Below are 16,104 nucleotides of genomic sequence, written 5' to 3'. Positions count from 1 at the left end.
TACCATGCATACAATTGTCATCCAATTACAAGATGTCCCGCAGGATTGGCATCTGATCGAACCGTTCTTTTACAAGGTTCAGAGCGCAGGTCAGCTTTCTATCTACCAGGTGGAGGATGGGAATTCCTACGACAAGCTGTATCACGAAATCACCCACCATATGTCCCAATTTAGGGTGACCAAATGGCAGGCGGTCGTGCTGACAACCGTTCCCTGTGCGAAGCTGAACACGAAGCGTCTTACCTGTCTTTTACAAGAAATGAGGGAGAAGTTTTTCCGGCAGTTCATTGAACATGAACTGCCGCCACGCACGGTGGCCTTTTTGATGCTTGATCCTATTAAAAGGACAGCAAATTTTGCTCCTGATGATGGAGAAAGCAATCCATATTGGCAGCTGGACAATGAGGGGTATTATTTTGATGAAATACCAGTGTCTCATCCGGCGAATATGTTTGTACAAAGGGAACTAGAAGAACTTGATGCCACATGGGGCAATCAGTTGAATCTGACGGAAGCGGGTCGGATTGACCGCCCCGATCCAGCATTCATTTCTGTTCTTGTGGAAAAAATAAACCGGGTTTCGGGGAAATTCATTGAGATTATCAGAGAAAAGAAAGAGATGTTATATCGGGAGAACATCCATGGGGAAAAACTGATGCTAGCAGAATTGGAAAGCTTGGAAGCTTCCTTTTTGCAATTGCTGCAACGAAAAAAAATCCCGCCTCTTGTGGAAGAACTCGCCAATTTCGCCCCATCTGCTATCTTGAAGGAACTGTTAAAGGAAAGGCTATCTATTCAGTCAGCGATTGGAGATTACCGGATTATCCGTCAGACTTCGGCGATTTACTCAGTGGAAAAAAGAACAACAGCCCTTATCAATATCGCCTTATTCTTGAATGCCGTCGCGTTCAAGGAACACATCCTTTCACAAATCTCCCCCGGTGGTATTTTTGAATTGGAAGTGGTATTGCGAAGCGGAAAACTAGAGGAGATGCTATCTGGTTATGATTCTTCTCTTCATGCCGCGAGGACCAAGATTGAGAGCAAGCTCTTAGACCGACAAGAGTTGACGCATAATCGCTTTGAAGAGGTGCAAGTGCAGCCATATTCCACAGAACCACTAAAGGACAATGAGGATCTCTCCGCTCCCATCTTTAAAATTAGTAACCAAGAGACTTACATGCTTGAATGGGAAAGGTACATGAATGGGGTAAGCGCAGAACTGAAGAATAGGGAAAAGGATATGATTTCTGGTGCGCGAGCAGGTGCAAAAAAAATTCAACAGTTGAAAAGAAGGAAGTCCGTGCTTGATGAGGAAAAAGTCGAAATCACCGAGTACTTGGAAGAGTTAAAAGATAAAGTCGATACGTTATATGCGGAGTTGGATGAAAATGAGCCAGGTCAGAGTGTCGAGGCGAAAGAGTGGGAAAAGCATGAAAAGGTTGCTAACTTCTATATGGAGATTTACTCGAGAGCCTGTCCAACCAAAAAACAGGTAGCCATTGCAATGGGAGTATCGGGACTTATGCTTTTGGCCCCTCAGTTGTTTTCCCTTGACTGGAGTACTATCGATTTTCGCAACAACTGGCTATCTTATTCTATCGTACCTGGAGGATTGCTGTTTGGGGTGTTTGCGATTGGCTTTCTAGTAAAGTCTTATATGCTAAGGCCGGTGGAACGGTTGAGCAAGAAATCAGAAGACAAGCGCAAGGAGCTTTTGCAAAGCCAGCAGGAAAGTCATCGGAAATACAACAACTACTTGAATAAAATGTATGAGCTTTATCGGACGAGACAATATTATGAAACCGTCAAAGCTCATTATGAACGGATTAAGCGGGAGAATCATCAGCTCCGCTATCATCAAAGCAGGGTCGATGAGTTTCTTGATACGTGTGGAAGGCTGATTAAAAACCTCGGACTCTCACCGAAACTAAACAAGGAATACCATGATTTTTTTGAAACAAAGTTTAAATCAGATGTGGATGTTTCACAAAGCCCCATCTATTCGCCATTTGACTGTCAGATCGAAAAGGAGACGGAACTTGAAAAACTGTCCATCTCGGTTGGCAAACAAAAAAGCTCCGTACATGCGGGCTATCTTCATGTCATTCAGGAGCTAAGATTAGTAAAAGATCAGGTGTATAAACTATGAATCAATGGCTATTATTATTTACTTCTATCGTCGTGTTCCTTGGAATTCTCGGATTGCTTTGGGTGACCAATTATAAAGAAGAAAAAAGACATAAACAGCTATGGTTTCCGTTTATTGGCGTCTTGTTCAGCTTGGCGGTCCTCCGAATTGATTATGTGCTGTCCAACCCATATATCACTATGGCCTATGAAAGATTTCCATTTTTAGAAGGGGCCGTGCTGCTCTTTTTAAATCTGGTTATCCTGTTGTTGTTTTTAGGATTGAAAATGACTGCAAAAACATTAGAAGTAACAGGCTCTTGGATACTAGCAAAGTTATCAGGGATCAACCGATTTTCCAGAGGTTCTCGCAACTCCTTATTTGTTAAGCTGATTCAGCGGTTGCCTGTAAATATTCGAAATCGCTTGATTGTAAAAAATGGCGATTCCCGTACTGTAGCCATCGCCTACTATGATGATAAACGGAGTATCACTTTAAAGCCTGAATGGTTCTTTCCACGGAATGTGTTTGTGTTTATTGGTTTTCTTCCAGCTCTCATCATCTTCTTGTATATGGCAGGCGTAGTCTTTGGGAGAATAGAAGGGATCCAGCCGTTCCTTCCAACTTATCCGGCACTTTCTCTAATCGTCATTTTAGAATGTGCCTGGTTCCTTGGCGGTAAGAAGCCAAAGCTGCGCCAAGAGACATTCGAAGGGGAGAACAGCAAATCGAAGCTCAATTCCAAATACAAGGATCTGTTCAATGTCTACCAAGATATGTGGCCGGAGCGGGTTCTTACCCAAGGACATATTGAAACACAGACGGTTTCCACTCCAAGTTTAGCTCTAATGGGCACAGATCCAGCCCTCGGAGAAGTGGAAAAGCAGTTCACGGAGATACTACAGCGCCTGCAAAAGCGTAACATTCCTTTGCGGGCAAGCCATATGGAATTGTTGAAAAATATCCTTCAGGAAAAGGACGTTCTTTTGGAAGACCCGGTCTATGAGGAAATTAGTCCGTTTCTGTTTCCTGCCATCACGTCCATGCTTGTAAAAAATAAAAAAATCGTTGTGCTGACAAAAGATAAACAGAGTGCCGAACTTGCAGTGGATTGGATAGAAGAGGGCATTAAACGTTCAAGTGGGATCGACTTTCTGTGGAAGGTAGCTACTTTGAATCAGACAATCGAAGAAAATCTGGAAACGAATATTCTCGTACTTGCTCCGGAAAACCTTATGGAAAGAGGCGTGTACGACTATTTCGAGCATGCCAATGGAACGGCCGAATTTGAAGCGGTGCTGATGATAGAGGCAGAACGTATCATTATGGAATACGGCATGCTTGTTCATACGTTTACATTAAGACTCGAGGATTATTTAAAGAAGGAGCCGCAATTTATTGTTCTTTCCCAGTGGGGAGAGGGGCTTGAGGCATCCTTGCGAAAAATCACGAAGGCCAATATCCATGACACGCTCGCCACCGTTCCGAAAAGCAGAAACTTCTATTACATAGTGTGGCGTCAGGAGGGGAAGGAGCATTTTCAGAAGCGGTTGTTTCCAAAGCTTACTCATCGTGTGATTGAACCTGAAGCGGTGCTTGCAACGATTGCATTGAAATATAACATTGAAAAAATCAGCTATCTGTATCAAGACAAAAACCCTGTCTCAGAAAGTGTCGACGAACTAATCGACAACCGTAACCATCTGAGGGAATTGTATATCTCCGATGACTATATCGATTCTTTCCAGAAACGCTCCCGTTATTACAAAAATTATTGGGAGGTTCCGAGGGAGGAGCAGGGCTTGTTTCTTGTGCGTGATTTGAACTACAACCTGATTGACACGCTTTCACAGTGTTGGTCCAATGCCAAAGATGAGCTATTTGTGCACATCACCAGCCCGCCTTATTTGCTCCGTGACTACTTGGCTGGCACTGCGGAATTTTACCTCAACAACAACAGAAAGGTGTCACCACTGGCACCGCGACTATTAAAACGAAATTGGGGCGCTGCCTTATTTTTACTAGAAAGAATGTCCCATACCTATATCCCGGAGCAGGAAGTGAAAAGCTTTCTACGAAACGCGGATATTCAAGAGCCAATTGTAATGGAAGGAATAAACCGTTTCTTTCAACAACACTTTGGAGCGGAAGAGGACTATCGCCATGCAATTGAAGTAAAAAAGGACCGGAGCTTTCACCCGAAAAGTAAGAGTTTTGAAGAAACCGTCTCTTACAAATTCGCAGTAAGGGTTAGAGAAATGCTAACCAAAAACAGCTATGACTTTTTTGAATTCAAAACCCATACCGGTAAAATTATCGGCAGTGTGTTCGGCGGCCATCTTTTTCAGCAATACTTGCCAGGACAACTATTAACTCTAGATGGGCAGCTGTTTAGAATGAATGAATTCAATGAAGAGATGAAGCAAGTGGATGTTAGCTTTCAGTCTCTCACTGGCAAAACGATGTACCGTCAGAACCAGACCTACACCATAGGTGATCTGGTTGGTGTAACAGACATCAAGCAGGTCGGTCCTTATGAGCAGGCGTTTCAAACAGGCGAAACAGTGGTTGATGTTGTGACGGATGGCTATTTCAAATTCCAAAATGATATTAATTTTGATGATGCTTTTCGATCCTATCAAACTCTGACGGAAAAGCAAAAACAGCAGGCAAGACGAATCTACCCAAATGGAAAGGTGCTCAAAGTGTCCCTTCGTCACCGCCAAGGTTTATATGACTTAGAAAATAAAGAGAAAATCGCCTTCACTTTGACCTTCCTTTTAAATGAAACGTTCTTCAGCCTGTTCCCGTCATCTCATATGTATGTAACGGCGACTACAAAGCTGTCTGAAGGGTTCAAGGAAACCTACAAAGAGAACGAGGAGCTCATTGAAGGTCTGTTTCCAACACTAAAGGTGGAACATACGAGCGAAGAAGCCGTGGAGCTCTATTTTATTGAAGACTCTCCACTTCAGCTCGGACTGCTCGCCTCCATTCAGGAAAACTGGGAACACATCCTTGAAATTGTGGATGACTATCTCGCATGGCTTCTGGAGGACCGCGCTAACCATGCGACTTTCTTAAAAATGGGTGCTGCTGATGTTCCGCAAGTCTTTGCTTTGGAAGAAACATCGTCCCTGATCCGAACATTGCTGCCAGCTGGTTGTCTGCGTGAGCTCCGCCAGGGCAATCATAAACCTGTGCAACTGAACGACGAGGACATGGAAAAAATAGAATGCGATTTTTGTGCCAAAGAATACTATTCTACTGATTTTGAAGAAGTGGACGAAGGGATCCATCGGTGCTCCTATTGCACACAAACCGCCATCACCGAAGTGTCACAGGTGGAAGCGATTTACCCGGAAATCCGCCAATACTTCGTCAACTCATTTGGAATTGAGCTGCGACGCGACATCCACATGAAGCTGCACAGCGCCAAAAAACTGCACGAACTAAGCGGGATCCCGTTCGTCCCGACAATCAAATACAATCCAAGAATGGTCGGCCGTGCCGTTATGGATAAGGAAAAAAACATTTCCGTCTATATCGAAATGGGCGCCCCGCGCGTCCAAACCGCCATCACCCTGGCCCACGAACTCACCCATGTTTGGCAGTTCGACAACCTGAACATGCAATACATGACCATCCAAGAAATCGAAGGCTTCGCCAGCTGGATCGAAGTTCACTACGCCCGCTCCATCGGCGAGAAAGAATACGCAGACAAAATTCATGGATCGTTGATGAGAAGAAATGACGTCTACGGGCAAGGATACCGTGACTTGATGGAAATGATGGAGAAGGATGGGAGATTGGAGTCGCCGTTTGGGATTTATGTGATAGAAAGTTCATCTTAGTCGGATAGTTCTAAATTTGAAAGCCTCTTTTCATTGAAAAGGGGTTTTTAGGTGGTACTATATGGTTTAAAGATATAGTTTCTTTTATAATATTAATAGGATATTTTTACTATTATCACTATGGGATACTAATAACATATTAAGGAGGCTTGAGATTATGATGAGACAACACCTTTCAAATTATTACGAAAAACTCCACGAAAATAGAGAAGTAGCCAGGGAATATTATTTTCAGCACTTGTTTGATAGTGTCTGTTTTAATTTTCAGAAAAAGGTAGCTGAAAAACAGGCAAACCGAGAAATACAGGAGTACGACTATCTGATCATGACTGTCGGCTACAACATCGAGCCACTGGTGATGTGGATTAAGGCGTTGAGACCTAAGCGAGTCTTCTTCCTATGTTCAGAGGATACGGAGCAGTATGTGGATGAGATTTGTAAAAGGGCTGAGTTAATTCATACGCAGTGCGATCATGAAGTCATCCGGAAAACGAATGGCACAGATGTTTATGAAATGATTAACAAGTTCATTGAAAAGAATAGAATTATGCAAGAGAACAAGCTTAATAGGGTGGCCATTGACATTACGGATGGTACGAAAAGTATGGTGACCGGGTGCACGCTGACGGCAAATCATCTTGGGATGGACCTGCTTTATATTCATAAGGAGGAATCCGGTAGCGGCTATCTTGGAAAAGAGGAGCCGATGATTCTGCAGGACCCGCTTGTGGTGTTTGGACAGAATGAATATAAGCGTGGCATTGCCAAGTTCAACAGTGAGGATTTTGAAGCGGCGGCAGAGATTTTTAAGGCTATTAAGGAGCGGGTGATCAATCCTCGTAAGTATGAGGTGCTTGAAAATCTGGCTGTTGGTTATGCTCATCTGGAATCGATGCGGTTTGATCAGGCACATGACTACATAAGGAAAGCGGTGGAATGGGCCGAACGAATGGAGTTATCAGAGGTGCCTACCGATGAATTGCGTAAGCAGTTGAAAGCGATCGAACCGCTGATGACATTACATGACCGCTCCGACCGTGAAAAACTGAGCAATGATCAGTTATACTGGCATCTTTATGCTTATTTGTTTGAGATGACAAAGCACTATAAATCCAATAACAAACATGATATTACCGCCCTTTTGACGTATAGATGTTTGGAGATGACGGTTCAGAGGTTGTTGTTGAAGCATGGTATTTATACGACCAATGCAAGCTTCAGTCATTTGGATCAGAAACAGTTGTTGAAGGATTACAATGTGCTAGGGGAGCAGGTATTTCCGAATTACCGGCCGCTGCATTATTTTCCAAACAAAATAACCCTGATGAGCGGGATGATTTTGCTAAGGGCACTGCAAGAGCCAATGATTCGCGATATTGGACTTGCAGATATGAATAACATGATTACCTTGCGGAATAAAAGCCGTCTTGTTCATGGGTTTGAACTGTTGACAGAAGAGCAGGTGGAAGGGTTCTATAACCGGATTAAGGGCTTGAGTAACTTTGTGTGGAATCATGATAAACACACGCTGGATTCTGCGGTAGGTTTTGAGGAGTTTTCCAGTGCCTATTCGTTTGTGAATATTAGTTTGAGAAGTAGGTTAGTGAGTGTGTGAGGTTGATGAAGGTTGGAAGCATGTGAAGGGCGAGTGCCCCTTTCCATGCTTCTTTATTTTTGATGTGTTTGCTTGTTTGGCACGAACTAGGGGCATTTTGGCACGAACTTGCCCCGATTTGGCACGAACTCGAGTGATTTCCGCACGAACTTGCCCCGATTTGGCACGAACTCGAGTGATTTCCGCACGAACTTGCCCCGATTTGGCACGAACTCGAGTGATTTCCGCACGAACTTGTCCAATTTCGGCACCAACTCGAGAGTATACCTGAAAAAACACAATGAAAGCCAACCATTTCATGCGAAAATTGGTTGGCCAGAGATGATTTCTCTACTATTCCTTTGAAAAAATCTCAGAAATCATCGATTCCAACGCACCAAAATCCTCGTGACCGATCATTTTATACTTACATTTCCCACTCCGCAAATAACTATAGATAATTTGCGCTTTATCGATTTCAAAGCGGCTAACTTCACGCGCTGCAGCTGAGGGAGCGTCAGAAAGTTCATCCGAGAGCCTCGCGATAATATCCTGAAGGACTTCCTCATCCACTCCGTTTTCACCGCCATAAACCTCACTAAACAATACATCCGTCCTCCTAATCAAAAAGCACTTCACCCTTTGTTCATCCAGCTTTTCCGCCACCAACATTAAATGATTGCCTTCCGTAAAGTCCATCACATCTTCTTTTTGCAGGAGTGCCTGCAAGGATTGAATGCAGTTGCGGTATCTGGCTGCACGCTCAAAATCCAAGTTGGCAGCAAGCTGCTGCATCTCTCGCTGCATGTCTTCCAGCAACTCGGGACTTTCCCCGTTAAGCAAGGCGATGAGCTGTTCCACTATTGCATTGTATTCACCTACCGCTTTGCCGCCAAGACAGATGCCACGGCATAGGCCAAGGGAGTAGTTTAGACAGGGGGAACCATTAATGGCGGGGTTAGAGCAGTTTAGTCGGTACACATCTTTCAATCCTTGTATTGCAAAACTGACTGTTTTTCTGCTTGTATATGGTCCAAAGCTCCAGCCATCGCCTCCACGCAAGGGTTGGGTGGATGGGCGGAGGCGATAGAGCTTGCCGACTTTTCGGATGGTTAGATAGAGGAAAGCCTCTGGTGTTTTCATTTGCCGGTTGTATTGTGGGCGTATTTCTTGGATGAGCTGCCATTCGAGCAGAAGGGCTTCAAATTCCGTGTCTGTTTCGATGATTTCTATATCTCTTATATGTTTGACAAGTTTTCGGACTTTGTTTGAGTGAGCGGAAGACTCCCTAAAGTAAGACTGAACCCGTTGACGAAGGCGTTTTGATTTTCCAACATAGATGACTTGGCCTAGAGAGTCTTTCATTAGATAAACGCCTGGTGTTGCAGGGATTTCTTTGATTTTTTCTAAAAGACTCATAACCAATCACCTCTCTAGCGGACTGTTTTCGTAAAATTTGTTGTTGTTTCGCATAGTTAAATTAGCCGTAATATAACTTACTGTCGTGCTCTTTTCTCTGTCATATGAAGCATACTACTTGCGATTTCTAAAGTAGGTAAGAAGTAAAAAGTCCAATTGCCGACTTGAAAAGAGCTCTCTAGGAAGATAGTTCTATGTTTAAATTTTCGAAACCTTACAAAAACGCGTGTATTCATGTAGAATTAGAAGTGTCATTACTTAATAGAGTACCAAAGAAAACAGGAGATTCACAAGAAATAAGAGGGGGTCATTCAATTGAGCAGGGAAACATGGAAAAAGGTATTTAGTACGATTCCGGATGTGGAATTGGTGGAGTTAGTGGACTTTTGGTCGATACAGGTAAAAGGCTTTCGCCAAATAAATCAAGAAAATATAAAACACGCAAGGGCGATGGTTATCGCAGAGGCCTTGAAACCGCGAAATCTAAAAATGATAAAAGCTTATTACACCATAAACGATGACGAAGCAGATGAACCGGCGGACAAAGGAGAAGAGATTACGCTGGATGCATTGATTGAAATATATGAAGAAGGTAAAGAGCTGCATTTAATTCTTGGTGGCTTATATGCGAGCGAAGAGGAGAAGTTTGAAAAGCTTGCGCTGGAGCTGGAAGAGACGTTGCTAGAAAAATATAATGTGGATGATTTAAGTAGTCTTGTAGACAGGCAGGAAAAAGAGAAAGAAGAAACTTCACCTGAAAAAGCAGAATTCGTCTCCCAATCGGAGTGGGAGAAAAAGTGGAATAAATCCGAAGACAAGAACAAGGATCTGCGTGCGAAAATAGCGGAGTGGGAAAAAAAGTACTCACAGTTAAAGCAGCAATCTAAGGAAGAGAAACAATCAGCATTGAGCGAGAAGTTAAAGCTGCAGCAGGAACTTGGAACAGAACGGGCGCAACACAGGGAGACGGTTGAAAATAACAAGAAAACCGCAGAGGAAAATGAAGCGTTGAAAGAGGAAGTGGCAAAGTTGAAGGGGGAAATTTCCCGCTTAAACGCGATGTTGCTTCATCAACAACAAGAAGTGGCCGCAACAACAGCTAAGGTGGAAGAAAAACAATCTACTGCAACGGACCAAAAGGAAATCGTTTTGGTGGGAGACCCTAAAAATAAATTAACAGAAAATTCAGCAAAACACAGTTTTCATGTGTTGGAACTAAAGGACGTTCCAAAAGCGTTAGAGTCGGATTTACTTGAAACATGCGATGAGGTTTGGATGATGACGTATCTTGTGCCGCCGCAGATGAGAAGGAAAATAAAACGGACGGTACAGAAAAATATTAAAGAATTTAGCGATTTCCCGACAATGAAACGTTATATAGAGAAAGGTTGAGAGAGATGAATAAGGTTTGGGAGAATGACTTAGTTGGTGTGCTGGCAGATGTTGATCAGAGTGAGCTACTGTACCGGGACTCGATTTTAATAAATAAGCAGGACAGTCTCCAGTTTTTTGTCCGAATCATTTCGCAACCTGCCGAAAGTTTTCCGAATGTCAAAGCGGTGACCGGGTTTTATTCCGATTTGGAAAAATGGGGATTTGAGGATGATTATACGCAGCCAGAATTTATCCGTAAAGAAAAGTTACGCGAATGGCTGGATGATCGGCTGTTAATTTTCAAAGTGGAAAAACGCATTCGTTACAATCATGAAGAAGTGTATAACATGTTCGGAGTGAGGGTGATGCCAAAGCTACCAAGCTATGAAAAGGACTTAAAGCTGATTCCTGTTCCTATATTCAGCAAAAAATTAAGTGGGCTGGATCAAAGGGAATTTACTTCAAGGCTTGTGGATAAGAAATTTGTCGGGCGCATAGCTGAAGTGTCACATGAGACAAATGACACGCCACCTATTGTGCTTTGGAAAGAAGAAACGGACGAGGACGAACATTTCTCTGTGTACGGCGTGTTTGAAAAACATCAGTACGCACATGGTGGTTTCAACTTTGAATTGAGGGATGAGTTGAAGAAGGCTGACTTGGAAGAAGAGTGGCTGGATGAGTGCTACCTTACGGATGAGAGTCCAAATGTTGCATTTGTGCCGATTGGGATTTATGAAGAATTATTGCATCGTATAGAAGAACAAGAGGCGGTAAAGGTCCCAGCTAGCGAGTCTGCTCGAGAAAACTATCTTCAAGATACGGGGAGTGGGCCACCTTCCATAGAACCGCAAACCTCCCCGGAAATTCAAAGCAGCAGGCAAGAGGTTGCCGTATCGGTTATGGAAAAGCCTTCAAGTGAAATCAACGTTTCTGCCCCAAAAGGAAATGAAAAGGAACAAGAGTTTTTGGAGCTTCTATACAGCCATACGCAGGATGCCGGACTCATTTATCGGAAAGAGAATCTGATCAATTTTCACACCTCCATGAAGTCGTCCTCTCTTGTCATTTTGTCTGGGATGAGCGGAACGGGGAAAACGAAATTGGTGGAGTTGTATAGTCAGTCTCTTGGGTTAAAAGGAGAGCAGCTGACGGTCATTCCGGTAAGTCCGTCCTGGACATCGGATTCAGATCTGATTGGTTATGCGGATACGCTGAACATGGTGTACCGTCCAGGCGATTCGGGGCTGATCAATGCTCTTCGAAAGGCAGAAGATGACAAGGACAGACTGTACATTATCTGTTTTGATGAGATGAACTTGGCAAGAGTGGAGCATTATTTTTCTCAATTCTTATCGATTTTGGAAATGGATCATGGGAAGCGTGTGTTGAGACTGTATAACGATGATTTAGAGAGCAGGTTATACAATTCTGCTCAATACCCGCCGACTATCGTAATCCGTGAAAACGTTTTGTTTGTCGGAACCGTCAATATGGATGAGTCGACGTATCATTTTTCAGATAAAGTGTTGGACCGGGCAAATGTATTGTCACTAGATGTGATGCCGTTCACGGAGATGAAACAGCTTCCGGAAAAGAAAAAAGGGATGGTCGCTCGGGCAGATGAAGTCGATTATGACACGTTTGAATCTTTTCAATATAAAAATAGAAGTTTAAGTCTTCATGATGATGAACTTGCATTATTGTGGGAGGTTCACCAAATGATGCAAAATGTGAACAAGCAGGTTGGGGTAGGTCCGCGAATTGTGAAGCAGATTGATCAGTATTTGGGGAATCTTCCGGTGCAGGACTACATTTTACGGGAGGATGCCTTTGATCTTCAAGTTGTCCAGCGTATCCTGACGAAGGTGAGAGGGTCTGAAGATCAGCTAAGGGAACTGCTTGGTCGCTACAACCGTGAAAAAGATACCGTGGAAGGCAGTTTGATTATCCGGTTATTTGATCGGTATACAAATGTATCGATTTTTAAGGAAAGCAGAAATGTCATTAAACAAAAAGCGAAAGAGCTGAAATATAATGGATACACCATGTAGCACACAGCCCTTTTCGGTTATTTTCACACATGTTTTTCAAAACGGATCTCGGGAGGATACAGAGGTTCAAAGCTTTGTCGAGCACCTTTCAGACTGGGATGAATCTGTTCATGTGTATACGGAGATTCGCGAAAACGTGAATCTTGAGCTGCGGTTTCGATGCGAGGATCAGGGTGCTAGATGTTATATGGACGGATTTGATGGGCTTGGGGATGACAGATTGCTGGTGGATTCTGATTCAGAGGAAAATTATCTTGGTTGCAATGGTCATGTAACGCTTTTCAGGCATTCAACATCCGATAATTATTATCCTTATATTCCCGGGTTGTATAGCTTGAGGGTGGAAGCGTCGGATGGGAGGACGTTTTACACGCTCGTGAAAGTTATTTCGAATAGGTTATTTGACGATCAGCTTGCAACGATGCGTTCTGATGTGGATGGGAAATTAAAGGGTGTGGCGCTTGACGTCATCCGCAAACAGCATAGCCCAAAGAGTTTAGCAGCTTTGCGGATTGATCCGGTATTGTTTCGCCAGTACCAGGTGTTGCAGCATTATTTTACCGATATTTACGCCATTGTTTCAGACCTTGCCCAAAAGGTGCGGTCATCGGTTGCGAAGGAATACCAGATGCAACCCGCTGAAATGCCTGCGCATGTGGACGTTGTGTCCATTCAGCATCGGCTGAAACGTCCTGATACGATGAATCTGGTGAAATCCGTGCAAAAGCGGATCAATTATGACCTGCCGGAAAATCAGATGTTAAAGGCAATTTTGGAAAAATGGAATCGATTGTTGCATGAGTTTGTGGCTTGTATGGATACGACCATCAAAGGGTTATCGAGCCGTAAGGATTATTCGTTCTCCATTTCCCTTCCATTGGAGAGAAAACGGCGCCTTGTGGAGGAATTAAAGGAATATCGCGGGAAAGCAATGCGCATGAGTGGTGCGTTAAGTCTGGTCAAATCCAGTCACTGGTATCAGGAAGTTTCTTACAGGAAGGCGCTTGCTGTTCCGACAGTGATGTTTGTGGATGTAAGGTACCGAAAGCTCTATCAAATTGACCAGGCACTTCAAGGAGATGAGCTTCCCGTGCACACAGGGCTTGGTCAGCAGTGGAAACGGACAGATCAGTTATACGAGATTTGGGGTTGGCTGCAGGTGGTGGATGTGTTTGGTAAGCGGGGCAGTGGAGAGCATGGGGGGCGTGGCAGTTTTGAGATAACTAGTATGCCTGTTGCAAAGGATAATATGATTCAATATAGGTTTGGGGATATCTCTTTGCATATTACCTATGACGGAACCATCCCGAGCCATCCGGAAGCAACGGATAAATGGACGGTGCCAGTGTATACGACTGGGACCAATAATAACCCGGATGTACGGATGGATCTATTCTTGCGGGAAGTCTATATTGGCACCATTATGATTGACATGAAGTATCGCAAACGTCATGCGCTGACAGATTCGATGAGGCAGCTGACTAGCTATGCCGATAACGTGAGATCTCCCTATATCTATGGAAAAAAGCGTTGGCAGAAGTATCGTCCTGTTCATCAGGTACTTGTGCTCTATCCGGAAAAGCATGGCGGGATTGAAGTGGAGGAGCTGGCAGGGAAAAGTATCAGTCTTGTGCCATTGACGCCTGCTGAGGATCAGACCGTTTTCCAAGAGACATTGCGATGGCTTGTGGCGGAAATGTTGTTGGAGGCGGAGGAGGAAGGGATAAGATAGGCTGACAGATATATTGGCAAAGCTCCCGTTTTATGGGAGCTTTGTTTTTTGTTTGAGAGGGCTAAAATGGATATTTGGAATTTACAATGGATATATCAGTTTTACAATGGATATGTTCCCACTTACAATGGATATATCATTTTTAAAATGGATATCCACAATTACACCGTCACCTATCCACCCGCATCACCTACCGTATCGCCGGAACTTTAATTTTCACGGTAAACTCCTCGTTTTTACACACAAAATCCAAAAATCCTTGGTGCTCCTCCACGATATCCTTGATTATTTTCGTCCCTAACCCCTCGTGCTCGCCGCCCTTAGTTGTATGTCCATATGTAGCGAACAGGGAGTCAAGTACATTAACCGGTACAGGCAAGGTGTTATTTTTGCAGATCAGCATATACAGACCGCTGCGTTTATAAAACTGTAAAGTCAATATGGCTTGCTGACCGCGTTCCGTTTGCCACTCCTCGCATGCGTCTAAACCATTGCTTAACATATTCCCAAGTAGAGCAACGATTTTCTGGTCGCCAATAGGTAATGTAGACAAAGGTAAGTCTAAATCATAAACCACACTGACTCCGGCAGCTTTTCCGCGTCGGTACATTTGATGTAACACCCCAGCGACCACCCCGCGCTCTCCTCTAATAGAGTAGTTGGTTTCTTCATAGTTTTCCACAAGCTCATCGAGATATCGTTTGGCTTCTTCTGCCTCTCTGTCCTCTAGCATAAAGTGGACGGCTGAAACATGTTTGAGGAAATCATGTCGCTCGCTGCGGACAATCCGGAACGTTTCATTGATGTGAGCTCGTTGTTCCTCGTGTTGATCTAGGTCCCGGTGTAATCTAGTGAAATGGAGAGAGGTCGTTATCCTCACATATTCTCCAGCTGCAAATACTAATATGGGTGCAAAAGTCAACCAAGGTGGTAGAGGAGCAAATAAGGCAATAGACACGACCAGCAGCTGTGCAATTCCGAGCACACTATTGACTTTCCAATCTAAACTTGCAATCTGTACATTTATTTTTCTATAAAAATAAAACGTGAGTGCTGCGGCAACCAATAGACTGATATAGAACATAATCCATTCGCCTAAAAGTGCATGCATATGTAAAAATAAGAGCGCCCCAAGCGCCCCCCAGTAAATAAAGGAAGTCCTCAACGCTAATCAATCCTTTTTTAGAAATAGTTCTCTTGCAGAAAGTCCACCTTATCTTTTGTGATCATCGCCTGTTCCTCCATACCTTCAAACGTTACGATGTACGAGTTCTTCGCGTAGAGGGAGAAGTTTTTCACATGATGAATGTTGATGATGAAGGAACGGTGGGAGCGGAGAAAGTCACGCTCACGCAGTTCTCCTTCCAGTTCATTTAATGTCTGGTAGGTTTTGATTGGGCCGCTTTTTGTGTAGATGGTGGTGGAACGGCCAGATCGTTCAATAAAAACGATGTCCTTTTTTTGAACGATGTGGATGTCGTTTTTTTGTTTAAGATAGAGTCTGCCGGCAATTTCAGCAGACTTGGATTTTTCCAATAATCTTTCTATGCTTTTCAACAGACGGTCTTTTGGATAGGGCTTCATGATGTAGTCGTGCACGTTTAACTCGAAGGCGTGGACGGCATATCCACTGCTGCCGGTCACAAATATGACTGCGATATTCAATGCGTGTGAGTGGATGATGTCTGCTAGTTCATAGCCGGAAAGGTTCGGCATTTCAATGTCTGCAATCAAAAGGTCCACTGCTTCTTTTTTTATATATTCATAGGCTTCTTCCGCTGATTGAGTAGAGAAGACGATCTCTACATTCGGTACGGCTGCCACAATTCCATTTAGTTTGTCCAAATCTATGTATCTGTCATCTACAAGACCAACTCGCATGGTTTAACCCTCACCTTGATGTTATTATTGCATTCCATATTCATGGTAATTATCTTTATTTTACC

The 16,104-nt window shown here is 43.6% G+C and carries 9 protein-coding genes; 6 read left to right on the top strand and 3 right to left on the bottom strand.

Annotated elements, in window-relative coordinates; all coding sequences use genetic code 11:
* The first annotated feature begins 4 nt into the window (after nucleotides 1-4).
* The 3 genes from LC091_RS14775 to LC091_RS14765 all read left to right on the top strand — a co-directional run bounded on the left by LC091_RS14775 (nucleotide 5) and on the right by LC091_RS14765 (nucleotide 7,600).
* Nucleotides 5-2,152, top strand: coding sequence for a hypothetical protein (locus tag LC091_RS14775; protein ID WP_226682802.1), 2,148 nt, complete (start codon nucleotides 5-7; stop codon nucleotides 2,150-2,152).
* On the top strand, nucleotides 2,149-5,985 hold the full coding sequence (locus LC091_RS14770) for a hypothetical protein (RefSeq protein WP_226682801.1): 3,837 nt from the start codon (nucleotides 2,149-2,151) through the stop codon (nucleotides 5,983-5,985). The genes LC091_RS14775 and LC091_RS14770 overlap by 4 nt, the downstream gene beginning before the upstream one ends.
* A 157-nt stretch (nucleotides 5,986-6,142) precedes the next feature.
* Entirely contained in the window at nucleotides 6,143-7,600 is a 1,458-nt protein-coding gene (locus tag LC091_RS14765; protein ID WP_226682800.1) for a TIGR02710 family CRISPR-associated CARF protein, read from the top strand.
* 333 nt (nucleotides 7,601-7,933) lie between these two features.
* Here LC091_RS14765 and LC091_RS14760 read toward each other — a convergent pair whose 3' ends face one another.
* Nucleotides 7,934-8,998, bottom strand: coding sequence for a GIY-YIG nuclease family protein (locus LC091_RS14760; protein ID WP_226682799.1), 1,065 nt, complete (start codon nucleotides 8,996-8,998; stop codon nucleotides 7,934-7,936).
* Nucleotides 8,999-9,313: 315 nt separating this feature from the next.
* Between LC091_RS14760 and LC091_RS14755 the strand changes: the two genes are divergently transcribed.
* The 3 genes from LC091_RS14755 to LC091_RS14745 are packed head-to-tail and all read left to right on the top strand — an operon-like array spanning nucleotide 9,314 to nucleotide 14,158.
* Nucleotides 9,314-10,390 carry a hypothetical protein gene (locus LC091_RS14755; RefSeq protein WP_226682798.1) on the top strand — a complete coding sequence of 359 codons (1,077 nt, stop codon included), beginning with the start codon at nucleotides 9,314-9,316 and terminating at the stop codon, nucleotides 10,388-10,390.
* Between the two features lie 5 nt (nucleotides 10,391-10,395).
* Nucleotides 10,396-12,426, top strand: a complete 2,031-nt coding sequence (locus tag LC091_RS14750) for an McrB family protein (RefSeq protein ID WP_226682797.1) — start codon at nucleotides 10,396-10,398, stop codon at nucleotides 12,424-12,426.
* Nucleotides 12,410-14,158: a DUF2357 domain-containing protein gene (locus LC091_RS14745; protein WP_226682796.1), complete on the top strand. Its 1,749-nt coding sequence runs from the start codon at nucleotides 12,410-12,412 to the stop codon at nucleotides 14,156-14,158. Before LC091_RS14750 ends, LC091_RS14745 begins: the two co-directional genes overlap by 17 nt.
* 190 nt (nucleotides 14,159-14,348) lie before the next feature.
* Here the strand turns inward: LC091_RS14745 and LC091_RS14740 are convergent, their stop codons facing one another.
* Both LC091_RS14740 and LC091_RS14735 read right to left on the bottom strand, forming a co-directional pair.
* Nucleotides 14,349-15,242: a sensor histidine kinase gene (locus LC091_RS14740; RefSeq protein ID WP_226682795.1), complete on the bottom strand. Its 894-nt coding sequence runs from the start codon at nucleotides 15,240-15,242 to the stop codon at nucleotides 14,349-14,351.
* A 98-nt stretch (nucleotides 15,243-15,340) separates the two neighbouring features.
* A complete protein-coding gene (locus tag LC091_RS14735; protein WP_226682794.1) occupies nucleotides 15,341-16,039 on the bottom strand; it encodes a LytR/AlgR family response regulator transcription factor in 699 nt (232 codons plus the stop codon).
* Between the last annotated feature and the right edge of the window lie 65 nt (nucleotides 16,040-16,104).

The organism is Sutcliffiella horikoshii (genome assembly GCF_020524325.1).
In the GTDB taxonomy this organism is placed as follows: domain Bacteria; phylum Bacillota; class Bacilli; order Bacillales; family Bacillaceae_I; genus Sutcliffiella_A; species Sutcliffiella_A horikoshii_D.
The sequence above is the reverse complement of the archived record's forward strand: the minus strand, read 5'-3'. Positions and strand labels throughout refer to the sequence as shown.